The organism is Candidatus Cardinium hertigii (genome assembly GCF_003788695.1).
In genome coordinates, this window is record NZ_RARA01000027.1 from 80471 (window position 1) to 105106 (window position 24636).

Below are 24636 nucleotides of genomic sequence, written 5' to 3' on the forward strand. Positions count from 1 at the left end.
AAGCATTACACTAAAATGTTATACATATTACTTGGTACGTACCAATCTGGAATATCCAATGGTAATCGATTCTCCTATTCCAAAATCTGACTGACTATTAAGCTGTAATGGTGTAATGGCTATGCCCTTTGGATAGATATCCTCTATCGTCCACTGGGCCAAAATACTAGCCTCTTGGTTGAGGACTAAGATATGGGCTTGGGTAAGTTTAAAAACAAGTCTATCAATCGCATCTTCACACCAAACGGTAATTTTAGTTTTACCTTCCACTAAAGGCCTAGTTAATATTAAATCAGTAGTTTCACATGCATAGGATCTATAATAGGGCCTAGTAGCTCCTCCAGGTAAATAGGCCTCTACCTTCAACGTGTTATGTAACCCCTCTACTTTGTAAAAATATTCAGGGGAACTACCATCTGTTACGCCCAATATTTCTACTTGAAAAGAATGCGAATAAACTAAATTAAAATCAGTCATACAGATGGTAAAATATTAAAAATCCGTTTACTTGTTACCTGGGTGTAAGCCTTGTAAAGTAAATCGTATACGGATATACCCCATTTCACCTTTAGCTTCGTTCCTTCGGTGTAAAAACAATTCTACTTGTTGTATAATAACATCATTTACAGTTAATTTCGTATCTATTGAGCCATCCTTTTTATGTACACAAAGTGTAAATGGTTCTGCATTATATTTATCTGTAAGGACATCTTGCACTAGATCATATGATTTTACCAATAACTGCTTTCCAGTTATAAATGGTAAAAATTCTACTGTAAAATTTACAGCTTCTTTAATATTTTGCTGATTTTGAAATAAAGGCGCACGTGTCGCCGTATCATATACCAATGTTTTGGTAGCCATTCTACGATTTGGCATACCTACATCGGCAATACTACACGTTTTACTGTCAAAACCTGCTTTATTAAAATGCTTGTAATCAATAGTTATACTTTGCATAATATCTCTCTATAAAATTCTAAATTAAGATGCTGTACATAACAGTAATTTGTTGCGAGAAATAGGTAATAAGTTACAGACAACCTTACTGTATGCTACTACAAAAGATCCATTCAAAAAAGAAATAGATTTATTTATCAAAAAAATATATAAACTAAGTAATGTATTATTATGGAGTGCTAAAGAAAAACGTAGCATCAAACTCAATCGAAATTCCATACAATATACTTCTATTGAAGAAAATATTTTACGGGCCAATCAACATATTCTTGCATTAGGAGAACCATTTTCTTTGCTTTTACGCAAACAAACCACCATGAATGAAATTTTAGTAGATCCGGAATTGTTTGAATGTTTTTTAATGCTGAATCTATGGGAAGTAAACAAAAGCAAACAAAACGGAGAGCATATGGTTACTTTAACCATTACAGACACTGTATTACAATATAATTATACAGTAACACCGCCTATTGGGCAGATACCACTTAGTTTACCTGCTTTGGCTTTTTGGTTTAGTACAGATAGTGTTACGCAAAACACAAAGGCGTTTTATACTGTTTCCGAAATAGAAATGCCGCTTATATTACCTACTAGTAAAGAACAATTCTACCAATTAGAAAGCAGACAAATAGTAGAAGCTCATGGTGGATATACAGCTATTACAGAAAACGATACAATATTAACTTGCCTCTATGTGCTACCTGTAAATGGACAACAAGTTATGCAGCTTAAAAATTATGATCCTGTTGATCTAGTTGCCAATAAACTAGCTGAAACAGCAGATAGTGTAATGCAAGAGCAAGCATTAACCAAGTTGCTGATCCAAGAAACTACCTTATCAGAAGAGGTCATAGTACAAACCATTGATCTTATAAAAAAAGCACATGGATTGGTTATACGTCAATCAGGTGTTCCTTACTATACCCATCCTATGACTGTGGTTGAAATTTTGTTAGAAGTTACAAAAGATCCAACTACCATCTTAGCTGGTTTATTGCATGATGTAATAGAAGATACGCCTATTACGCTGCACCAAATAGACGTAATGTATGGAACCGAAGTTGCTAGCATTGTAGCACATGTTACTGCATACAATACCAATGGATATCCTTGGAAATTACGCAATGAAGAAAATAAAAATAAACTAAATCAATGTGATGATAGCCGAGTAGTACAAGTAAAATTAGCCGATAGGTTACATAACCTGCGCACATTATATGCTAGAAAACCAGTAGATCAACAACGCATAGCGCAAGAAACTGTAACTTTTTACATCCCTTGGGGAGAAAAAAATAAGGGACCTACACAATGGCTGTTAGAGATGCAAAGGATTTGCACGCAAATCTTACAAAAAAAACAATAGCCTCATACATTCATTACAAGTGTTAGCTAGATGCACGAGGTATAGCAAATTATATACGTATGCGGATAGAATGTCACTCTACTTTACTAAATTTTTAGCGGCATTATATGCTTTAGGTGCTACTTTTTTGGCAATCATTTTAAGCCTTGTATACCAACTGAATTGATCTTTTACCTTATTGGCTACACCAGATATACCATTGACATCCACGTTTATTTTGCGTAAACTATCCAAACGACCGGAACCACTACCAACCGTATGGTCACCACTGGTTTTTCCAATTTTACTTGAACGGTTACTAGCTCCATGCTTCCCTCCCTTCGTTTTCCCAGCTTTACCTGAACGACCACCAGTTCCATACCCCCCCCCTCCTACTCCACCGCCACTACCTCCAGGTCCGTTGCCAGCAACGCCGCCTGCTCCTACCACTCCTCCTGTTCCTGCACCCGCAATTTCTCCTGTTCCTATCCCCGCAATTTCTCCTGCACCTGTACCTGTACCTGCAATTTCTCCTGTTCCTGTTAAACCATCACCAGCATCGTAAGTATTAACATTATTCGAAACAGGCACATCGCCATTGGTACCAGCACCAACTCCGGAATCATACATGCCCCTCCCCGCATCGTCTGATCCTTTATAAATGTTATCAGGTGCTCCATCATAAGCACCAGGCGGCGCTCCACTATAGGCACCATGCATACCATTAGGGGTTTCAGTAAAAGCATTTTCACTAGACATGGAGTGTTTACCCACTCTTTTATTGGATGTGGCACTTACACCAGCTGCTTTTGTATACTTGCTATCTATACCAGCATTGGATTTACCTTGGCCTGAAGGAACTATTTCTTCCAATACGGCTATATTCGCCTCTGCTCTAACCAGTGTACCATCCACTTGAAACATGGAATAAACTATATCTAACTCCACGAGCCTGCCCTTAAAATCAATCTGCCCCCATATTACTCGAATGTAGCTGGGCGCACTATGCGTTCCAGCAACATTATAAGTAATAGCTTGAAGCTGCTTTACTTGTTCTATGACATGAATGGTATTACTACCGGGAATAATTCCCGTATTATCAAAGAGAAGGCTAAAAGAGAGTAATTTGGGAGGCGTTCCACAATATTTAAGTAAACTAGATCCAGCCATTCCTTGCGGAATATGATACGCTACACCACTTTTAATAATTAAATTTTCTGGATTAATAGAAGTAACAAACTCACCTGTAAACGAAGAGAATTTATTGTCTCTACATGCTTTAATAGCCAGTTTACTAACATTACTCATAGTTACAAATAGATCATTTGATCATTTTACCTCGTTTCCCGATCTTCTAATAAGTTCAATACATCTTTTGTTAAGGCTAATTTTTGCTGTTCCGTATGCAATAAAAAATTCAAAGAAGTAGGGTTCGGGTTTTCTACTTTCTTATTGGTTTCGNTACACTAAAATGTTATACATATTACTTGGTACGTACCAATCTGGAATATCCAATGGTAATCGATTCTCCTATTCCAAAATCTGACTGACTATTAAGCTGTAATGGTGTAATGGCTATGCCCTTTGGATAGATATCCTCTATCGTCCACTGGGCCAAAATACTAGCCTCTTGGTTGAGGACTAAGATATGGGCTTGGGTAAGTTTAAAAACAAGTCTATCAATCGCATCTTCACACCAAACGGTAATTTTAGTTTTACCTTCCACTAAAGGCCTAGTTAATATTAAATCAGTAGTTTCACATGCATAGGATCTATAATAGGGCCTAGTAGCTCCTCCAGGTAAATAGGCCTCTACCTTCAACGTGTTATGTAACCCCTCTACTTTGTAAAAATATTCAGGGGAACTACCATCTGTTACGCCCAATATTTCTACTTGAAAAGAATGCGAATAAACTAAATTAAAATCAGTCATACAGATGGTAAAATATTAAAAATCCGTTTACTTGTTACCTGGGTGTAAGCCTTGTAAAGTAAATCGTATACGGATATACCCCATTTCACCTTTAGCTTCGTTCCTTCGGTGTAAAAACAATTCTACTTGTTGTATAATAACATCATTTACAGTTAATTTCGTATCTATTGAGCCATCCTTTTTATGTACACAAAGTGTAAATGGTTCTGCATTATATTTATCTGTAAGGACATCTTGCACTAGATCATATGATTTTACCAATAACTGCTTTCCAGTTATAAATGGTAAAAATTCTACTGTAAAATTTACAGCTTCTTTAATATTTTGCTGATTTTGAAATAAAGGCGCACGTGTCGCCGTATCATATACCAATGTTTTGGTAGCCATTCTACGATTTGGCATACCTACATCGGCAATACTACACGTTTTACTGTCAAAACCTGCTTTATTAAAATGCTTGTAATCAATAGTTATACTTTGCATAATATCTCTCTATAAAATTCTAAATTAAATGTACCTACCAACTGGAAAATTCGATATCCCCCTCCAGTAACCTAAAAACTATTTTTTAATAACAAAGCTGACGGGATCGTAAATTTCAAGCTCAGCTGTTATTTCTTGTAATGCAGTTTCAGGATCTACTTCACTGCTCATGTCACTAACATATCCTTGAAATTGTATATGGGCAAATGGTTTATCATCATTTGTTGCAATGCTAAAAAGTATATTTTCTACATATTTTTTAGGGTCATTTTCTTTCGTGGCTTCTAAAGCTTTTTCTAATTTTTTGATCTCGTCATCAAATTTTTTATCCGGAGTTTTAAGTACAGAAACTTTAATATCACTCGTTTGTACAATCTCTCCTCCTTTGCGTATAGCATAGGCTGTTTTACCTTTGGAGTTAATAGATTCAACATATTTGCATCCATTTTCTAGGGTAATTGCTATATGGTAATCAGTTATAGGTAATGCTGAAGAACCCAAATTAAAATGCACTATAGCAGGCACTAACAAATTATCAGCCATGATTATTTACGTTTTAAATATTTTAGAAATTATATAACAAATTGCTTATAGGTGGGGAGAAACAACTTTCCCCCCATATTACATATTAAATAGATATGCTTGATAAACGTAACGTAGATTATCCGTCTGCACCCATTTTTTGTTCAAAGGTAATAACGATAAATTCAGCTGGTCTAGGAGCTGATACCTTTACTGAAATACGCATAATACCCTCATTAACATCATCTTGAGACATCGTCTCACCTAACCCACAAAGCACTGTAAAAGCTTCTGCAGGGCTCGCACCCACCAAAGCACCTTGCCTCCACAGGCTAGTTAAGAAATTGGAAATCATACCCTGTACAACAGCCCAAGTAACCGGCACATTGGGTCTAAACACAACGGAGAAGGCTGCATTTTTGATGGACTGCTCAATAAGAATAAACAACCTTCTGACGTTAATATACCTCCATTCGGGACTATTTCCCGCCAATGTTCTAGCTCCCCAAACAACAGCAGCACCAGCTCCTTTAAAGGTACGAATGGCATTGATAGACTTACCACTAATTCCATCTACGTTAAGCGCTTCTTGTTCTTCATGGGTAATTTTAACCATTGGCGCAACCACAGCATTCAAGTTTTGATTAGCCGGCGCAATCCACACGCCTCTTGCTTTATCAGTTCTAGTATAAAGTCCTGCCATAGCTGAAGCTGCTGGGAGAATATTTAAACGATCTGCGATCGTTTTACGAAGCAGCTTATACTCTTTACTCGTATTTTTTAGACCAGAATCCCAGTAATTTTTCTCTTTTTCTGTAGCTGCGCTAACCAGATTAGAAAGCATAACTTTATGCTCATCTTTCAATACATGCTTGAGCGATTCTAAGTCAAAATTGCGATAATCAATGCTATTCAATGGAATAATATTGGTTTTAAGCCATGGGTAATAGGCAGCTCCATAACTTAAATTATCTAATCCAATATATTCACGAAATCTTTTCACATATTTATCTTTCGATTCGATAGACAATTCATGATTACCACCCCATATATCAATTAATGCCACTTTATTAAGATATTTTCCGCAATGTGCCAATGCATAGGTCTGCACTGCATAGTAAGAGGCATCCTCCTCATCTAATAAAAGCGAATCTGGCATTAATAACATAGTGGGGGTCTCCTCTCCGGCCAATGTATCTATGCCCTGCTTAAACAGATCTGGCGTAATCTCTAACTGGATATTTGGATCACCATACTGTCCAATCGAAACAATAAAACAATCCGCCCCACCATTATCAAAAAATAGTCTTAAACTATTATAGAGGTAGAATGTAGAGTTATGGCTCTGTTCCAATATATAAGACTTGCCATTCATAACCAAATCTTTATTTCCACTGGTTACTTCCGTAATGGTATATTCAGGAACTGCTGGGCCTCCAAAAAATAACTCATATTCAGAAAGTGAAGAAATCTGAACAGGTTTCATATGAAAAGATTTCCCATTAATTTCAGCCCTTGCAGTGAATCCTATAAAAGCAGGAACTGCGGTTGATACTTGAACCACAGCGTTGGCACCCGTATCCTTCTCGACGATGTACACGCCGGGAGTTTTTAAAATTTCAGCCATTTTATTTTTTTTATTTTGAGTTTACTGATTATATAAATTGAACTAAACATATACCACTATATCACTATAGAGTTTCTTTTTATTGCTTTTATCCTTTTTAAGCGAATCATGGGTAGGATAGGGAAGCATTTCTAATAAGATCTTTGTATTTTTTTCTCCACTTTTATCAATCTCACTAAGAGAAAAATAATGATCATATTGATCACAGAGTGCCATAGGCATGGTAGATTCTGCACAATAGGTATTGGGGAATTCAGTAGAAGCTTTTACCTCACCAAAGTAAGAGGGATCCCCTTTAGATAAAATGCTTAATGTTCCCTGGAGCCGTTTGGCGGTATCTATTAAATAATATCTCCAAAAAGTAGAACGGTTTTGAATTCTAATTTTATAAGTACTATACGCAGCCAATTGATTATTGGCGGGATTCGATAATTTGGCAAGCCAAAGGTCCAGATTAATATCAATCATGGCAAATACATCCCAACCTGGATGAGTGGGATAATGATCCACTGCAGAAATCTTTACCAAATCTGCTGCGCCCATAAAAGCCTTGCTATGCAATAAATGATTGCTATTGTTATCATGCCGATTATGCAGATAATACACTTGCCCAGTTGGATATCCTGTTTCTAACTCCAGACGATTCAATGCTTGGCTATTTTTTAATGACATTATAAATGAAATGGTTACGCCTTCTACCTTTTTTTTAAACAATGCTAGGGGATTGTCATAATTCTCAGAAAACCATATGAGTTCTATACCATCTGAATGGCGCAACATACGTACTTTACGCTGTACCATCCAGGAGCCTGTCGATGGTGTTGGCTCAATGTCGAAATCATTTCCGATATTAGCAGACTTGTAGTAGCTGTTTGCAATAACGATCCTAAATAATTTTGTATACAATGCCATAGCCATTACGTAAGATTACGTTTCAAACGATGAAAATGCTGGTACCCTTTTTGTACCCATTGTAGCATCTCCTACAAATACAAGCCCTACCCTATAAAGCAAAGAAGGGCTATAAGGGATATGTAAACTTGTCCAGAGCATAGATTTCTCTGATGCAGTCGTTTTAACCAGCTCGGCAGAAAAGTTCTCCATGCCCATTTGGTGTAAAACCGGTGTATTAGAGGTGTCAAAGTGTGATTTATGTTGAAAAAATGCTGCAACATATGCAAGTAATTCTAAATTTCTCAACAAATCAGACTCCTTATAATCAATAGAAAACAAAAAATAAAGACTAAAGGCCTCTGGTATTTTACGTACTATAAAACCATCTCCTTGTGGAACATATTCACTACGATTGCTACACAATTCCATCGAAGTAATGTCCACCAATCTCATCATAACTCCTCCCTTCGGGGACTTGCTATCCAGTGGGGTATTTCCTAAAATTACAAAGGAGACGGGTGGCTTTGCTAGATTTACCTTAGACTGGATATAGCCGTTCACCTCAGATAATATAGCACTAGCACAGTTGTGTAACATTTTTGTTTTTTTTTGTTGATATTCTTTACTGTATCCTTTGTGTAACTATAAAAAAATAAGGCAGAAAGGCAACCGTCCATATCTGCCTATATGTTACTGACCGCTTATAATTGCTATGGTTTGCTATACGAGTGGCTCGCACACTACAGTAATTTGGTTATGCACTATTGAAGCAAAACCACTTTTTATTTCAATAGACGACAATGCACTTTCTACAGCATAGGTAATTTTTCCTGCTGCCAAACTGCTTATCGTAGGTGCATGATTGGCCAGTACTTGAAATGGCCCAAGTTCACCTGGTAAGGTTACACGATTCACCTTTCCCTTAAAAAGTCCATGACTAAACGCCATAATAGATAAGTGCATCTTTATTATCAAAAATAACCTCTTTTTACATACGCTCTCATACAAATCTAACGTTTACTTCACCGTTAACTGCTACCTTACCCCCTCATTTTTAATGTAAACAAAAGGTTTTTTAAAAACAAATGTTTTTATCCTTATAAGTAAAGATATAGTTTATATAAACCACGAAGCTTATCGATAAAACAAATTTATATTACACATACTGAACGGATACTATATAATTAACTATATGGAAACAGGGTATGGTATATTCCAATTATAACCGTTATGGCCTTACTGCTTTGGAACATTACTCTCTAATAGTGTAATAATCTCACTATGTAAATTATTTTGTATAGCCAGCTGCAAAGCTGTTTTTCCATTTTTGTTTTTGCGGTTTACCTCTACCCCATTTGCCATTAACAAATGAATAATATCCATTATATCAGTTATACACCATTGCCTATCAAGTAAATGTAATGGCGTATTCTTTTCATAGTCTTCAGCATTAACATCGGCACCGTATGTAATCAATACACGTATTGATTCCGTTAATACATTACAAATTGCTACATGCAAAGGCGTTCGGCCCTGTTTATTTTGTACAGATACTGGTATCCCTCTTTGAATTAAAAATTCAACTAATGCCCCATCTATATAATTATCACCGCAAGCCATGTACAAGGGAGTTTTACCCTTGTTACTAGCATGGTTAATTGCGGCACCTGCTTCTATCAATAGCTTGCATCCTTCAAGCCAATGTCTTTTAGCTGCAAAATGCAACGCTGTTTTGCCTGCTGCATCAGTAGCATTTACAGTAGCACCTTTTTGAATAAGATAACGCACACTAGCTATATCCTTCTCCTTAGTTGCAAGATGCAGGGGCGTATCTGCTGTTTTATTCAGTATGCTTTCGTGCTCAATAAGCAACTGAATCACCTCAGCTGCATTGCGAGACAATATAGCCACCTGTAAAGGAGTCCAATTGGTTTTATCCCTACTATTACAGCTGCTTCCATGGTTGATTAAATAGCGCACAGTGGCGCTATTGCCTGTAGCAGCAGCTAAATGTAAGGCTGTTCGTCCAAGACGTTTTTCCCTTGTATCGATCAAAGCTTTAGCTGCTATAAGCAGCTGTACAACTTTCTCATGACCCTGGCAGGCAGCTAGCTGTAATGGCGTGTAACCATGTTGCGCATCTATAGCATTAATATTAGCACCTTTTTTAAGAAGTAGCTTGATTAAAGCTATATTCCCTCTATAAGCTGCTAAATGTAAAGGTGTATAGCCAGCTGTAATGCGCACTTTCTTATAAGGATTTTTTGCGTATCCCATATAAATCTCTATATGTAAAGGAACATTACCCCTCTCGGCTAGTTGATCAACAGACGTACCTCCTGATATAGCTGTTTTTACTTTCTTGAGTTCCCCTTTGAGAATAGCTTGAAAAAGTGCTCTATTGTTCTGCTCAGTAGCGTATATAGTTGGACGCTTCCAATCAGTTTCAAGTAAATCATCCTGTTTATGCTTACAATCTGCTCCATCTTTTACAGCAGCATGTAAAAGCGTATTTCCTTCATTGTCTCTGCTATGTAGCAATGCCCCTTGATCAAGCAAATAGCTTACAGTATGCAAACAGCGGACGCTATGACCATCCTTAACGTTGCCCGTAGCATAATGGAAACGGGCACCTTTCTTGATAAGTAGCTGCATGATTTGCTTTCTTTCCTTTTTAGCTGTAGTGTACCTAGCAAAATCTAAAATGCTGTGACCATATGACGGTGAGGTATGGGCACGTGCTCCATGATCTATTAAAAGCTTGACCATCTTGAAGCCAGATCTAAGCGCACTATTCAGTACGGTCAAGCCTTCTGAACAACTATCATTAACAGTAGCTCCTTGTTTTAAAAGCCATTTTACGAATGCCATCTGTTTTTGTTGTACAGCAACTATTAAGGGAGTATCATGCGCCTGATCTGGTAGATTCAATATAGCGCCATAGGCTACCAGTAATTTAGCCATTTGAATATTACCATGATAAGCAGCTAAATGTAAAGGAGTGCCTTGATAATTATGAAAGCTAGGGTCTCGTTTTCCTTTAAAGAAAGTATCATTTATTTTAGCGTTTACATCAGCCCCCTTTTCAAGAAAAAGCCTTGCCAAGGCTATATTTCCCCTATAAACTGCTAAATGTAGTGGCGTCCCGCCATATGGATCTAATTGATCTAGGGCAGCTCCTGCAGCAACAGCTGCTTGCACTTGTCCGAGATTATTCTGTAATATAGCCTGAAAAAAGGCGCTATCAGAAGCTGCTTGTACATTGCTGTTTCCAATCATCCAGCTATACAAGCAAAGCAACAGTCGTAGTATGCGCATATTTTTGTCAAGTTTGCTATTTCAAGGCTTTAGACACTATTTAATTTTTATTACTTTTTTTGATCAAGCAAAAAAAGTAGCTTTAAAAGAAGCAGTTTTTTTAAATGGATAAAATCATCAATCATTAAATATTAGCCATTTGCTATAATCTATAAAATACGGCTGCCACGCAAATAAACGGATATCTTACTTAGTCACTTTTCCAAAACAAAACTTGGTTCCTGTTGGGATTTCTTGCATATCAGTTACTAGATTTTGTGTCGCCTGAGCATTATGACTTGTATGTTTTAAAAGTGATTGGTATACCAAATCAGCAGTGGTAGTCATCGTTTCTGTTGTTTCTGGAAACGGTGCCATAACATACAACCGTTCTTGCGCTCTGGTAAAAGCCACATAGAGCAAATTCAGATTATCTAGATGAATTTGCATGCGTTCTAGGTGGTAGTCGTTGGCATAATAGGTTTCTTTTAAATCTGCCCCATAACCCAATGGCCATACAGGAAAGCCAGGCGATGGTTGATGGCTTGTACTCCATAGCGTAGGGCCATGTTGTGGTCCATGGTCCAAATGCCAACTACAAAAAGGCATAATTACTACCTTACATTCCAGCCCCTTCGCTTGGTGAATGGTCATTACCCGTATGGCATTTGCATGATTATTTGCGGGTAGCTGTATATTTTTACCTCTTTTTTCCCACCAGATTAAAAATGCTTCTATAGAAGCTGTTTCTTTATAAGAAAAATCTAAGACAATGCTTTGAAAAAAGGATAAAATATCGCTATAAGCATGACTTTTTGTAAATAAAATTTCTATAAGTAGATTTACACAGGTATAAATAGAAAGGTTTTTCAAAAAGTCCTTTTGAGCCCAAAATGATGAATGTATTAGATCTTCAATAGGATTTACTGCGGTTACATCCTCTAAAGCATAATGATGCCAAGCTACAGGACCCTTTTCTATACAACTATAATAGGCCTCTATCCAGGCCACTTTATTAATAAGATCGTCTGTATTATTTAGATAATATAAGCTACGAATCAATACTTTTATGGCTATATGGCTCCATAAGGAATGGGAATAATCCGATAGTAAGGCATACGGGCAAGAGGTCTGGTTATCTTTTGACGGATTGTTAAATACATGGGTTATTAAAGCTGCTTCACTATTATTTCGAACCAATAAAACGATATCCTTTGCTTGAATGCCCTCTTGCTGCATTTGAGCTAGCAATTTTATGACCTCTTTTTGTGCACACGCTTTCCAATCAAAAGTATCTTCTTCTTGATCTATTGGGTTAGATCGAAGAAATAAGCATTCTACATATCCTCTGTTAGGCCTTGGCATATCCATAACCGCTTGTTGTGCTACGTCACCATAGGCTCGCCTCATTTGGGCTAATTCATATTGCAATGGTGCAATAGGTAGGGATGGGATGGCTGAGGTAAGCGTTATTTCAAGATAATGGGTCAACTGATTGGAAGCAGTACTAAAAAAAAGATTGTTAAATAGTACAATCGTTTCTTGGCTGCGTCTGTTTATGGTTAAAGCATGCCTACTGCTTTCCTTAAATTCCTCTTCTACATAATGATTTAACAGTTTCCAATTGCTCCCCCGCCAACGGTAAATAGATTGTTTGACATCTCCTACCAATATATTCGTATAGCCCTGGGCTAGACTATTATGTAATAGGGGCTTTATGTTTATCCATTGAAAAAGTGAAAGATCTTGAAACTCATCTATCAAAAAATGATGAAATTGGTTACCTATTTTCTCGTATAGAAAGGGGGTATCGTTTTCCTGAATAATTTGATAAAGCAGCGCTGCAATATCTGATATAAACAATACATTGTGTTTAGATCTATACGCTTCTAATCCTAGAAGAAGTGCACCTATCATGCCAAAAGCGTAGGTAAAGCGCGCCATTACTGCCGCTGTCCTATAGCGTAATCCTTCCTGCTCATATAGAGTTATCGCTTCCATGAGTAGCGGGTACAATAATGTGGTAACCACCCGAGTAATCTTTGTACTTTGATGGTTTTTTTTTCTATTATACCAGCCCTCCAAATGCGCGCTTCCTATAATGGCTCGTTTGGTGGGCTTAAAATCTTTTGTATGGGCTATTTTAAAAAAATAGCCGATAATTCCTTTAGTACCATAGGCAAAATCTGCCGGCTCAAGCCCCTCTTTTTGCAGTATGTTTAAGGCAACTTGGCCTATTTTTTGCATTTTTTGTTCAAAAGATAAGAGGAATGTCTGGATCGATTTTATAAATTGGGGGAGTAACGCTTTTTGTTGAAAAGTGGCGAGTAATGCCTTTTCATGCAGCTTAAAAGATTCCTCAAAAAGTGCCTTGCCTAGTTGTTGGATATCATTTTTAACATGCCATGTTTTACCAGCCACTAGTTTGGCTAGGGCAAAATCCACTAACCATTTTTGTAATAGGGGGCAAGGGGAGGCAACCAATTCTTCTACTGTTTCCTGTAAAGCCAATGCTTGATCCATCTCAATAGAAAAATGCTCTTTTAATCCCAATTCTTTCGTAAATGACTGGATGATTTTATGAAAAAAACTATCAATCGTAGTGACTGAAAAGTCACCATATCGATGTACAATCATGGATAATACCTCTTTACTTCGCTCTTGTAGTTGAGGTTTTGCCCATCCTGTTTGGCATAATTCTATTAGCAGAACCGTTTCTTCTCCAATAGATAGACTATAGAGGTATGCTATGATCCGTTGTTGCATTTCTTGGGTAGCACGATGGGTAAAGGTTATGGCTAAGATATGTTTAAAAGCAGAAGGATAACGCAAGGCCCATTTAATGTAACGGGTTACCAGTGTATGGGTTTTACCAGAACCAGCAGACGCACGATAAATAAGCAGTTGAGCCATAGAGCGGGTGTATCCGTTCACGGACGTGGCAGGAACAGGAATGTTTTTAATTTAATTACTAAATTGCTAAATGGTTTGTCACTTTTTTGCTTGATAAAAAAGCAGCAAAAAAATCAAGCACTGGTGAACAAAGCTATTGAAAATTTTATTATGCAAGCTGAAAATCAGTATCCGTTCACCTGCATGGCAGCCATATTTTATAGATTAAAGCAAATGGCTAATATTTAATAATTGATGATTTTATCCATTTTTTTAAACTACTTCTTGTCTATTTGTCTTGTCTATTGCAACGCGCCTCATCATGTGAATACTCGGATATCTGGAAGTTTCCGGGTTTATAATGAAAATTTGAACATGTTAAACAACAAGGATCTTTATTTTCATTATATTTGTAACCGAAAATATATTTTATTAAACACGATGGATGTATATTGGATATTCTACATGTATCATGACTTAATTTTATTTTTGGAATTACCTGTTGCTGACAAACTAAACAGTTATCTGGCTTGTCTTTACTATCTTTACTATCTTTACTATCTTTACTATCGTTACTATCGTTACTATCGTTACTATCGTTACTATCGTTACTATCGTTACCATTAGTGCTATTATGATTGATTGAATTCTCCCATAGACTCTCTTCTTTTATTTTATATATAAAAACATTATGTAGGAACTTCTTACTATTATCTTGTGTAGAATTTAGAATTCTTTGGAGAAATTTCTTTAGCTCACTAGGATTGTTTACATACTCATCCAGCTTTTCCTGTATGTCCTGATCGGCTAATTTTTCTCCTAGGATGTTTTTTTTATATGAATAATCTTTTATTTCTATTTCAGAAAAGCCATCAATGTCTCGCGTTATAAATAAATCATCTTTAAACTCACCAAGAAAACGCTCAAGAAAATCTACATTTTCATTTTTTAGTATAACCGATAAGACAGTCTTGTAATTAAAATCCCCACATAGATCATTAATATCATACCTACTATTTACTAAGTAACGCATGCAAGAAAAAAGATCATCTATATCATCTCCTTCTGTGTGTTTTTCAATAATTTTTGTAAATAGAGTACCGCTCTGATCTATATCTTTCTGAGTGAGTGTTTTTTTCTCTTTTTGAACGAAAATCTTATCCATTTCTGTAAATAATATATTTTTCTCCCTATTGTTTAGATTTTCGTTTGCTATTATACTCATTATCAATATGGTGTTAGGGAAGGATGTATCGTATAATGTATTAAGCAGTTCGGATAATATAGATCTGTTTAAATTTATAGTCTGATTTATAGTATTATAGTTAATATTTTGCAAGAAAATGGCCAATGGACATAGGCGGTTCTTATTCCTTATAAGAATACAGTTTTTATCACGGATGATAATATTTTTTAATAAATCCTTCCACATTATTAAATTTTCAGATTTACATATGACTTCTATTAAATAGGTTATTGGTATGTCACATCTATAGTTTTCTGGTTGGTTATAAACGTAATCTAGCATATTTTTTTTTAGAATATCATAGAGGTGTTGTATGTCTGGACTATAAACTTGATTATTATGTTCTGCTAGAGTATTAAACAACATATGGAATAAAGTTTCGCCTCTACAATTTGTTGGATGTATATAGTCCTTATTATTCTCTAGGAGAGGTATCGCAATATACATAAAGTGTATATTTTGTAAGAGTAGCATCAATGGTGTTTCTTGTTTTAGATTAGTGCGCAAGAACAAGGAGGAAGGTTGATTCTCGTTCTGGATTATGTCGATAACAATTTTGTTCAGCAATTTATATATTAAAATAATTTTGTTTGTATTGTTATTACAATAGTTTTGATTATACCTATATAATAAACAATGTAAAAAATTTGAACTGGTTTTATCAACCCGATTGAACAATTTATATTTTAATTCTCTCTTGCCCGGGTTGTTAAACTTTTGTACAATAGCATTGTATACTACAGTTAACTGATCCACATTACAATAGCAAACAGCTGTATGTAATATACTACCTTCTTTTGTATTTAAATCCAATACTTCTTGTCCGTTTTCGTCCATTAAAGCTATAACATGATCAACTTTTAGTAATAGTAGTAAGTTTACATTATATAGTCGGTTATTTTCATCATCTATATATCTCAGCATATAATGTAATGGGACTAGGCCACTTATCTGCTTTTTACTATCCTTAATTAGGGATAGTATCTCTGATTTATTTTTATCAATTGCCTCAAATAAACAGGTATGTAATTGTTTATCAGTTGCATTCTGGATTATGCGAAGTTTTGCCTGTCTATCGATATTATCATCAGTTTCAGTTAAAGCCGTCCATAGACTATAATCATTAGGTAAATGACCTTGTTCCACTTCCCCTATCTGATTATTATTTCCATTGTTGTCCATTTTTAAAGATTGATGGGAACAACTCACTAAAAATAAAATATATACACTATAAAATATATTTTGGATACTCATAATAATAAAAATAAATGAATGCTAATCTTTATTAAAAAGTTGACGCTTAACTGTAGGCAGGTTACTGCTTGCTTGCTCTTGTTCACTTTGCTTTCGTTTGCGTGGCCCAGTAGAAACAGCATGTGAGGGACTAGTTGGCAAGCTACTAGCTTCCATCGCTTTTATTTTTTTAGCTGATGAAATAAATTGTTTATCCTCCTTTGATATTCTAGGACTCCTTGAAAGACTGGCTTTTCTTGGTGACTTATCTGCTTCCCAAGATGCTTTTTGTGCATTTTTATCTAAAATATACAATATTCGATCAGATGCTTGTGGATTTTTCTCTCGTAGGTCTTGTGCTAATTCTCTTGTAGTTTTATTTTCTTTATTCACCCAAAACCTCCTAGTGTGACTTACTAAGCTATTCGATAGTGTAATATCGCCTTTTGCAATTGCTATATGCAGAGGTGTATTTTTTGCATTATCTTGTTTATTAGCATCTGCTCCCATTTCTATTAAAAAGTGGATTAGATCAGCATTATATTCTTTAACTGCATAATGCAGTAACGTATCTCCTTTTTCAATAGGGATTTCTTGGTTAACGAATGCTTCCTTGCCGGAGTCATCGAATCCCTTTATTTTCTCAACCTTAGGTTCCCAATCTTGACAATTAAGTATTGTTTCATGTTGCGCACATTTTTTCGCTGCTTGTATGAAACTTCTTGCTATTTCCATTTTACCAGATACTATGGCTTTTAAGAATAAATTATTTTTATATGATACATAATCAATTGATATCTTATCATTTTCATTTATATAATTTACAATACGTCCACAATTTTCCTGATTCAGCATACTTTCACTCGACCTATTCATGATCAGATTGTCTACCATATATCTATATATATCCCCTATAGCAAATTCATTACTGATGCATCCTAGACGTGTGGCTATTTCTTGTTTAAGGGGTTCCTTTGAAATAATAGCATTATTAGCATAGCCCTCAAGAAGCGCCTGTAATATACTTCCATTGCTATGCTGGAGTGCTAAATCCAATGGCATATTGCCACTATTATGAGATTTTTGGAAACAAAGATCTGGGCTTATTTTGATTATATAGCGTATAACGTTAATAAACTCCCGTTTAACAGCCCAATGTAATACGGTATATTGCATTGCATCTTTACATTCATTACATATTGATGGTAGACGATCAGAATGATAGTTGTTATTAATAATATCCATAACTTCTATTATACTTTTTTCCTTACATGTCTTGAAAAGTGCTGTGAAAGGATTGTTATTTTCCGACTCTATAAGCTTTTCTATATCAATCCTTTTTTCTGCAAAAGCCTTGAACAATTCCACATGTTTTTGACTATTATCATAATAATTTATAACAATATTCAGCCAAGTATTATTATTAGCATCTCTTTCGATACGTAGTTGTCTATGCTTGCTGTATAACTCCAATGCCTTGTCTTTGTCTCCTTTTGTTACTGCAATAAAAAACTTTATCTTATCCATCTCGAATTGGGATAGCTTTCCGTTAAGCGCAGTTTCTAATGCTTTTATTACGTCATCATAATTATTCCAATAAGCTGTATATAAAGGTGTTTCATTCCTAATGTTAACTTTATAAATATCTGCATGATTGCCTAATAGTATGTCTATCATGTCAATCAATTTATATTCACTTGCTATATGTAATGGTGTATTACGGTATATGGTATCACATTTGTTGATATCTACATTTTTTTCTACTAATTTTTGAACTATATTTTCACGATTGTATTTTACAGCTAGCATAAGCGGTGTCCATCCATTTTGACTATTACCCTTGTTTGGGTCTACTTCAGGCACGCTTATCAATTTATCAAATATATCTTCAGCATTTAGTCGAATAGCCAGATGTAGTGGGGTATCGCCATCGTTTGCACATTGATTAAGTTCTACTTTCGCTTTAATAAGGTCTTCTACGGCTTGTAGATCCTGCTCTCGAATAGCTAAGTGCAATAATGTTGAACCATCAGGCTGCTTAAATTTTGCAATACGTTCTTCAATAGATAATAAGCTTAAGCCATTTATTGTTTCTTTTAAGTTTATCCTTTCTTTTTCTTTTACATGCATACTATACTTAGCACAGCTGATTAATGAAATACTTATATAAAAAAGCAACAGATATTGGTAATAGATCATATAATTAAATTAAATCGTTAGGTATTATGATTTTAGGTTATCTACTTCTTGTCTGGTGTATATGCTATATGCATGGCATTTGGGCCCCAATTGTATTGGATTGGCTTAGTAATTTAACTGCTTCTCAGCCCGTTTATTTGTAATGAATTTATAGAGCATTATTCTATAAAGAGCTTTAAGTTCTTAAACAAAATACACGCATGAACAAAACCATAGCAGTATTGTTGGATTTTTGATTACTCAAGAAACAAGCAATATAAGACTAGGCATGCTACATACATATATGGGACATTATTATTCATATGATATCCTGAAATACTAATTTAGGGCGTTTCAACAAACAATCCAACTTAAAGAAGCCATTAAATGGATAACGCCTAAGAAAATTTTTGCTGTTTTATCATAACGGGTAGCAATTACTCTAATTGTTTGAGTTTAGCGAAAAAATTTTCTATTAAATGCCTTTTGTTCATACCCCCTAATAATTATATTTTACAATAGAGCTAAGCTACTAAACGATTTAAGCCACTCCACTGAACGGATACTTCTTTTCTTTGCACAGTTTTTTCAAGGCGCGTCGTTCCTATTTGCAATAATATCTTGGCTAGAGTCGTGAACAGACACAAAAACCATTACAGAGAAATTAAAGATATATCTATTTATTATTATTAAGCAAAAGCTTTTTTATCTCATTTCTCATTATATACATAATCACCAAAAAGGTACTAGCAAGAGACATAATATAAAAAGCTGGAGCATAAAACAACCCCGTTTGTTTCACAAACCAACGAGAAATAATAGGCGCAGTACCCCCGAACATAGCCACACCTAAATTATAACTAAAAGAAACACCAAAAAATTTCTGTTCAGGCGTAAATAAAGATATGACAAATATATAGGCTGATCCAACTACTGCTCCAGCAAGCACACCTAAAAGGGTTAAGGCAACTATTTGGCACCATCTATCTACGAACGATATAGCAAATAAAGTAGGTAAAATTAGGATGCATGTAACTACACTGGTTAGGATAACCACCTTAAATTTACCAATAATATCAGTCAAACCACCAAATAAGGGTATCATAATCATAGCTATTAAAGAAGTATATAATGCGTACATCAGCGCAATCTTATTATCAAAGTGTAAAATATTACTACAATAAACATTTACCGTTTTAACTAAATACATTATACTACTGGCAAGTGATGCGGTACAAAATGTTAAAAACATTGATTTCCAGGAAGTATTAACTACATTCCAAAAAGGAGCTTTTAGCGTTTTTTTCTGTTTAGCTAGCATTTTAAAAACAGGTGTTTCTCCTACGCGCAAACGCAAATAAAAACCTAAAAGACCCATTAACCCGCCCAGTAAAAATGGGAAACGCCATGCAAACGCAATATGTTGAAAATATTGTTCAATAAGGATCCCTATAAGAAAAGCCATTAATGTTCCGGCAATATTTGAAGCGTTTACTAAAGCAGCCGTAAAACCAGGCCACAAATGTTGATGATGTTCTAAAATAAAAATGGCTGCTCCAGTCCCTTCACCACTAATACAAAGGCCTTGTAAAAGTCGCATAATAACCAAGATAAGAGGAGCATATATGCCTATATCCTGATAAGAGGGAATCAGCCCAATGGCAAAAGTAGAAATGACCATACCCAGCATGGAAATGATTAAAGAGATACGCCTACCATATCTATCTCCGATATAACCAAAAAATATACCACCAATGGGCCTAGTAATAAAGCCTACTGCAAATACTACAAGACTTGATGTAATTTGCAAGAATTCTGATTGACTGGGGAAGAATGTAGGACCTATAACCCGAGAAAAAACTAAATATACTGTAAAATCATAGTATTCTAGTATGTTACCTGCAATGGCCGAAAAAAAAATAGATTTAGATTTATGCATGGTTTTTGTAATTAACGCAAGTGCGATAGGATGAACAATAACCGTTAGTAATAGTAACTTATACGTTGATGTTACGTAATAACATCTCTAAATGCTCAAACTTGCCAAACTTTTGAAGTTATGGAAAGACACTTTGGTGTGCTCTCCTTACAACTTAATGTAGTCACGTGTACAAAATACATTAAAAATTCTCATAACACTAATGCGTACCATTTTAAGATAACCTATGTGGATTATGTTGCTCAGATCTTCCGTTACTTTATGCATATTGTTGATTTTTTGAATTGTTTTTTTTAAATTTCCCCAATTCTTTCTTGTAACACGTAGGACTTGTAGCAAAAAGATACATTTTAATAGGTACCAGGAGTGGATATGTCCATCTCTTTTTTATACGCTATTTTAAATTTTTATTTTTATATCTAGTTATCTAGTGGCTTATTTATTTATAGCTTAATTTAGCTTATGGCAAATGTCGTCGCAATAGTAGGAAGGTCTAATGTAGGCAAATCTACCCTCTTTAATAGATTAATCGAAGCACGAAAAGCTATTATGGATGGGTCTATCAGCACTACACGTGACCGACATTACGGTTATGCGCAATGGGGTAATAGATATTTTACGGTTATTGATACCGGAGGGTATATGCATGGCATATATGATGTTTTTGAGAAGGGTATTCGAGAACAGATTCAACTCGCCCTCAATGAAGCCAATGTAATACTTTTTATGGTAGACTGTAAGGATGGTCTCATTGATTTAGATAAAGAATTTGCTAATGTTTTAAGAAAAGTTCACAAACCCGTTTTTTTGGTAGCCAATAAAGCAGAAAGTTTAACGGCGGCAATGGTTGCCCCTAGTTTTTATGCGTTAGGTCTGGGCAAGCCTTTCCCTATAGCTGCAATAAGTGGTTCTGGAACAGGAGAGCTACTAGATGCTTTATTACCTTATTTAAAGGAACAGCCAGCTGCAGAAACAGATCCGCCTATAGCTATGCTCCCTAAGCTAACCATCTTAGGCCGCCCAAATGTAGGTAAATCTTCTTTTTTAAATGTACTATTGGATGAAAAAAGAAGCATCGTAAGTCCCGTTGCAGGTACCACCAGGGATGCTATAGATACGGAATACAATCGCTATAATAAAAGGTTTATACTTACCGACACAGCCGGTATCCGAAGAAAATCAAAAATACGGGATTCCATTGAATTTTATTCCGTATTACGTGCTATAAAAGCCATGCAAGATTCCGATATTTGTTTGGTTATGATAGATGCCCAATATGGCATAGAAGCACAAGATATTGCGCTTATTGCATTGGCCCACCGTTATAAAAAAGGCATGGTTTTAGTAGTGAATAAATGGGATCTGGTAGATAAAGAAACAATGGCTGCGCATACCTATAGAGCACACCTATGGAAAAAACTGGCCCCCTTAAACTATCTGCCTATTGTATTTGTTTCAACTATCAAAAAGCAACGCGTTTATCAAACAATTGAAAAAGCACTTGCTGTTTATCAAAACAAAATAAAAAAGATTTCCACTTCTGTATTAAATAAGATCATGCTACCCATTATTGAAAAAATGCATCCGGCTGCAGTAAAGGGCAAATATATCAAAATCAAATATTGTACACAGGTTACTAGCCATACGCCTACTTTTGCCTTTTTTTGTAATCATCCGCAGTATATTCAGCCCAATTACAAAAGTTATTTAGAAAATAAACTTAGGTCTCATTTTGATTTTGAAGGTGTACCAGTTCAAGTGGTTTTTAAGAAAAAATAGTAAAATAGGTATCCGTTCAGTCGTTTGGTTAATTAGAAATAGCGCAATAATGTAAGTTTATAAAAAACGCGCCTTGAAAAAACTAAAAAAGAAGTAGTTTTTAAAAAATGGATAAAATTATCAATTATTAAATATTAGCAAATAGAATATGGCTACCAAGCATGTGAACAAATACATTCAAAACATTTCTGCCACGCAGGTGAACGGATACCCATTATTTGCTACAATGCATATTATTCCGTATATCGCGCATTATGAAATTTTCATAAAAACTATACATACAAAAGGGTTTAAATATAATTAAATATAAAAACATATGAATTTACAGGAAAATAAGAGCTATAAAATAGGATTATTAGCCCTATGCTCCTTTATTATTTTATATTATGGTTTTTTATTCTTAAAAGGGTATAATATATTCTCTAAGCATAACGATTACCGGGTTTCCTATCCTACGAATCAAAAATTGATCGTTTCTTCTCCCGTAAAGCTTAAAGGTCATATAATAGGGAATATTACAAACATAGAGATTCTGCCTGAACAGAATTACAGTACACTTGTTACTATTGCCGTGGATAAGCGATTTCCTTTGACCGATAAAAGTAAGGTTATGCTTACGAATGCTGGTATAATGGAGGGCAATAGTTTAGAACTGGAGCTTCATGGCGGGAAGCCCCTAACTAAGAACGATATTATTGTTGGCCAGTATCATCCAGAATTTAGTGAGATAGACCTTAATGCACTATCTGCGCAGGTGGCAACGGTTACGGCTAATCTCATAAAAACTTCTGAAGGTGTAAATGCCATCCTGGGTAATCTTGAAAAAACAAGTTATGCCTTAAACAGCGCTATCGATACCATTCAACATCATATAACCACTGTTACACAAGATATTGCTACTATTTCTAAGCCATTAGCTGATCTGGAAAACGGTATTCCTGCCATGATGCCTGTTGTGCATAGAATTCTTACGGCAATAGAGACCGTCCCTTTTAAGGATACCTCTTTAAAGCTTATTCGTATCATTAACAATATGGAAGGATGGGTAAATCATACAAATAGAGGTAAGGGAACGTTGGGACTGTTAATACATGATACAGCACTCTATGATAACCTTAATAATAGTGCAGCACACTTGAATAGTTTACTTTTTGATATTAGAAAACGGCCATCATATTATTGTAATGTACATTTTTCATTGTGGGGAGGGCGTCCTGCTAATGTTCACAATGGCAATAATATCGATAAACAAAAAAAATAAATACTTCGTCGTTAAGGAGTACTATTGCATTATATGTTACTATTCTCTAAATTGAGTTGTTAAATTCAATCGTTCTAAAAATTATTAGCTTACATAAAAATAGAAGAACTATGCACGATTACGTAAAAACTTATGAGCGCTCTAGACGAGCCATTGACAATGGGTTACAGCGTTATATGGTTAAGGTATATGCCCACGTTGCTTGTGCATTGCTGATTACAGCTATTGCAGCTACTGCAACCTTTACCTATGCGCCTTTGACAGATTTACTTTTTACATTTGATACTTGGGGCAATATCCATCCCACTGGGTGCTGGTATGTAACCGTATTTGCTCCATTTATTATTGCCATGTACGTAGCGGGTAATGCCTATAATATGGCATTTGCACGCTCTCGTTTCCTTTTGGCAATATATGCTGCGCTTACTGGGATGTCTTTTGCTGCATTAGGATTTTGCTATACCATTGATTCATTGCATAAAACCTTTTTAATAACAGCTATTACCTTTGGCGCTATGAGTATCTATGGTTATACTACCAATCGTGATTTGAGTGCGGTTGGTTCCTTTTGTAGGATGGCCATTTGGGGGCTTATTATTAGTTCTGTGGTCAATTATTTCTTCAAAAGTGAAGCTATTGATTTTATAACGAGTTTTATAGGGGTAGTGATTTTTATTGCTTTTATAGCATATAACACACAAAATTTAAAAAGAATCTATTATGAGATTCAAGATTCTGCTTTAGCAGAAAAAGCAGCACTTATGGGCGCATTTTCGATTTATCTTAATTTTTTGAACCTTTTTCTCCACTTATTACGCTTTTTTGGAGAACGCAAAAGAAGAGATTAGTGGGATAGCCAACTAGGACCTTCCCTATAACCATTTCAGGATAAGTTTTTCTATTCGCGAAAAGCAGAGGTATTGCTGCTATGCTGGTTTGTATGGCATGACCTCGCGTAAGATTCGCTATCTTAATCCCTGTCTACATATTAATAATAGTAGCTACTTTAGTCATAATTTTCTATAAACTCCAGATTGCTCTTTTTTACAA

General features: G+C 35.4%; 19 protein-coding genes. 4 read left to right on the forward strand and 15 right to left on the reverse strand.

Annotated features, from left to right (window positions below; all coding sequences use genetic code 11):
* Positions 1-27 precede the first annotated feature (27 nt).
* A complete protein-coding gene (locus EDM02_RS04910) occupies positions 28-477 on the reverse strand; it encodes a phage tail protein (protein WP_123663555.1) in 450 nt (149 codons plus the stop codon).
* Between the two features lie 27 nt (positions 478-504).
* Entirely contained in the window at positions 505-960 is a 456-nt protein-coding gene (locus tag EDM02_RS04915; RefSeq protein ID WP_123663556.1) for a hypothetical protein, read from the reverse strand.
* Positions 961-1009: 49 nt separating this feature from the next.
* Between EDM02_RS04915 and EDM02_RS04920 the strand changes: the two genes are divergently transcribed.
* On the forward strand, positions 1010-2323 hold the full coding sequence (locus tag EDM02_RS04920; protein ID WP_123663558.1) for an HD domain-containing protein: 1314 nt from the start codon (positions 1010-1012) through the stop codon (positions 2321-2323).
* 78 nt (positions 2324-2401) lie between these two features.
* Here the strand turns inward: EDM02_RS04920 and EDM02_RS04925 are convergent, their stop codons facing one another.
* The 13 genes from EDM02_RS04925 to EDM02_RS04990 all read right to left on the reverse strand — a co-directional run bounded on the left by EDM02_RS04925 (position 2402) and on the right by EDM02_RS04990 (position 20546).
* Positions 2402-3610, reverse strand: a complete 1209-nt coding sequence (locus EDM02_RS04925) for a CIS tube protein (RefSeq protein ID WP_123663550.1) — start codon at positions 3608-3610, stop codon at positions 2402-2404.
* A gap of 175 nt (positions 3611-3785) precedes the next feature.
* A complete protein-coding gene (locus EDM02_RS04930; protein ID WP_123663555.1) occupies positions 3786-4235 on the reverse strand; it encodes a phage tail protein in 450 nt (149 codons plus the stop codon).
* A 27-nt stretch (positions 4236-4262) separates the two neighbouring features.
* Positions 4263-4718, reverse strand: a complete 456-nt coding sequence (locus EDM02_RS04935; RefSeq protein WP_123663556.1) for a hypothetical protein — start codon at positions 4716-4718, stop codon at positions 4263-4265.
* A gap of 78 nt (positions 4719-4796) precedes the next feature.
* Complete coding sequence (locus EDM02_RS04940) at positions 4797-5261, reverse strand: hypothetical protein (RefSeq protein ID WP_123663560.1); 465 nt, start codon at positions 5259-5261, stop codon at positions 4797-4799.
* Between the two features lie 118 nt (positions 5262-5379).
* Positions 5380-6804 (reverse strand): phage tail sheath family protein, encoded by a 1425-nt coding sequence (locus tag EDM02_RS04945; RefSeq protein WP_260215058.1) that lies wholly within the window; start codon positions 6802-6804, stop codon positions 5380-5382.
* Positions 6805-6909: 105 nt separating this feature from the next.
* Positions 6910-7779 carry a hypothetical protein gene (locus EDM02_RS04950; protein WP_123663564.1) on the reverse strand — a complete coding sequence of 290 codons (870 nt, stop codon included), beginning with the start codon at positions 7777-7779 and terminating at the stop codon, positions 6910-6912.
* Between the two features lie 15 nt (positions 7780-7794).
* The gene (locus EDM02_RS04955; protein ID WP_123663566.1) at positions 7795-8358 is read right to left on the reverse strand and encodes a Pvc16 family protein; all 564 of its coding nucleotides are present in this window, start codon (positions 8356-8358) and stop codon (positions 7795-7797) included.
* A 123-nt stretch (positions 8359-8481) separates the two neighbouring features.
* A complete protein-coding gene (locus tag EDM02_RS04960; RefSeq protein ID WP_123663568.1) occupies positions 8482-8724 on the reverse strand; it encodes a FoF1 ATP synthase subunit delta/epsilon in 243 nt (80 codons plus the stop codon).
* 273 nt (positions 8725-8997) lie between these two features.
* Positions 8998-11079 carry an ankyrin repeat domain-containing protein gene (locus EDM02_RS04965; protein WP_123663570.1) on the reverse strand — a complete coding sequence of 694 codons (2082 nt, stop codon included), beginning with the start codon at positions 11077-11079 and terminating at the stop codon, positions 8998-9000.
* Between the two features lie 186 nt (positions 11080-11265).
* Positions 11266-13971: a UvrD-helicase domain-containing protein gene (locus EDM02_RS04970; RefSeq protein WP_148053570.1), complete on the reverse strand. Its 2706-nt coding sequence runs from the start codon at positions 13969-13971 to the stop codon at positions 11266-11268.
* Positions 13972-14239: 268 nt separating this feature from the next.
* A complete protein-coding gene (locus EDM02_RS04975) occupies positions 14240-16450 on the reverse strand; it encodes a hypothetical protein (RefSeq protein WP_123663574.1) in 2211 nt (736 codons plus the stop codon).
* A gap of 21 nt (positions 16451-16471) precedes the next feature.
* Positions 16472-18559 carry an ankyrin repeat domain-containing protein gene (locus EDM02_RS04980; RefSeq protein WP_184891153.1) on the reverse strand — a complete coding sequence of 696 codons (2088 nt, stop codon included), beginning with the start codon at positions 18557-18559 and terminating at the stop codon, positions 16472-16474.
* Positions 18560-19283: 724 nt separating this feature from the next.
* A complete protein-coding gene (locus EDM02_RS04990) occupies positions 19284-20546 on the reverse strand; it encodes an MFS transporter (protein ID WP_123663578.1) in 1263 nt (420 codons plus the stop codon).
* Between the two features lie 462 nt (positions 20547-21008).
* Between EDM02_RS04990 and der the strand changes: the two genes are divergently transcribed.
* The 3 genes from der to EDM02_RS05005 all read left to right on the forward strand — a co-directional run bounded on the left by der (position 21009) and on the right by EDM02_RS05005 (position 24434).
* Positions 21009-22325, forward strand: coding sequence for a ribosome biogenesis GTPase Der (der, locus tag EDM02_RS04995; RefSeq protein ID WP_123663580.1), 1317 nt, complete (start codon positions 21009-21011; stop codon positions 22323-22325).
* Positions 22326-22641: 316 nt separating this feature from the next.
* Positions 22642-23586 (forward strand): MlaD family protein, encoded by a 945-nt coding sequence (locus EDM02_RS05000; RefSeq protein WP_123663582.1) that lies wholly within the window; start codon positions 22642-22644, stop codon positions 23584-23586.
* Positions 23587-23696: 110 nt separating this feature from the next.
* Positions 23697-24434: a Bax inhibitor-1/YccA family protein gene (locus EDM02_RS05005; protein WP_123663584.1), complete on the forward strand. Its 738-nt coding sequence runs from the start codon at positions 23697-23699 to the stop codon at positions 24432-24434.
* Positions 24435-24636: the final 202 nt, after the last annotated feature.

Coding starts and splice junctions, on each gene's coding strand:
- EDM02_RS04910 (WP_123663555.1), bottom strand. CDS start 477: ATGACTGATTTTAATTTAGTTTATTCGCATTCTTTTCAAGTAGAAATA.
- EDM02_RS04915 (WP_123663556.1), bottom strand. CDS start 960: ATGCAAAGTATAACTATTGATTACAAGCATTTTAATAAAGCAGGTTTT.
- EDM02_RS04925 (WP_123663550.1), bottom strand. CDS start 3,610: ATGAGTAATGTTAGTAAACTGGCTATTAAAGCATGTAGAGACAATAAA.
- EDM02_RS04930 (WP_123663555.1), bottom strand. CDS start 4,235: ATGACTGATTTTAATTTAGTTTATTCGCATTCTTTTCAAGTAGAAATA.
- EDM02_RS04935 (WP_123663556.1), bottom strand. CDS start 4,718: ATGCAAAGTATAACTATTGATTACAAGCATTTTAATAAAGCAGGTTTT.
- EDM02_RS04940 (WP_123663560.1), bottom strand. CDS start 5,261: ATGGCTGATAATTTGTTAGTGCCTGCTATAGTGCATTTTAATTTGGGT.
- EDM02_RS04950 (WP_123663564.1), bottom strand. CDS start 7,779: ATGGCATTGTATACAAAATTATTTAGGATCGTTATTGCAAACAGCTAC.
- EDM02_RS04955 (WP_123663566.1), bottom strand. CDS start 8,358: ATGTTACACAACTGTGCTAGTGCTATATTATCTGAGGTGAACGGCTAT.
- EDM02_RS04960 (WP_123663568.1), bottom strand. CDS start 8,724: ATGCACTTATCTATTATGGCGTTTAGTCATGGACTTTTTAAGGGAAAG.
- EDM02_RS04965 (WP_123663570.1), bottom strand. CDS start 11,079: ATGCGCATACTACGACTGTTGCTTTGCTTGTATAGCTGGATGATTGGA.
- EDM02_RS04970 (WP_148053570.1), bottom strand. CDS start 13,971: ATGGCTCAACTGCTTATTTATCGTGCGTCTGCTGGTTCTGGTAAAACC.
- EDM02_RS04975 (WP_123663574.1), bottom strand. CDS start 16,450: ATGAGTATCCAAAATATATTTTATAGTGTATATATTTTATTTTTAGTG.
- EDM02_RS04980 (WP_184891153.1), bottom strand. CDS start 18,559: ATGCATGTAAAAGAAAAAGAAAGGATAAACTTAAAAGAAACAATAAAT.
- EDM02_RS04990 (WP_123663578.1), bottom strand. CDS start 20,546: ATGCATAAATCTAAATCTATTTTTTTTTCGGCCATTGCAGGTAACATA.
- der (WP_123663580.1), top strand. CDS start 21,009: ATGGCAAATGTCGTCGCAATAGTAGGAAGGTCTAATGTAGGCAAATCT.
- EDM02_RS05000 (WP_123663582.1), top strand. CDS start 22,642: ATGAATTTACAGGAAAATAAGAGCTATAAAATAGGATTATTAGCCCTA.
- EDM02_RS05005 (WP_123663584.1), top strand. CDS start 23,697: ATGCACGATTACGTAAAAACTTATGAGCGCTCTAGACGAGCCATTGAC.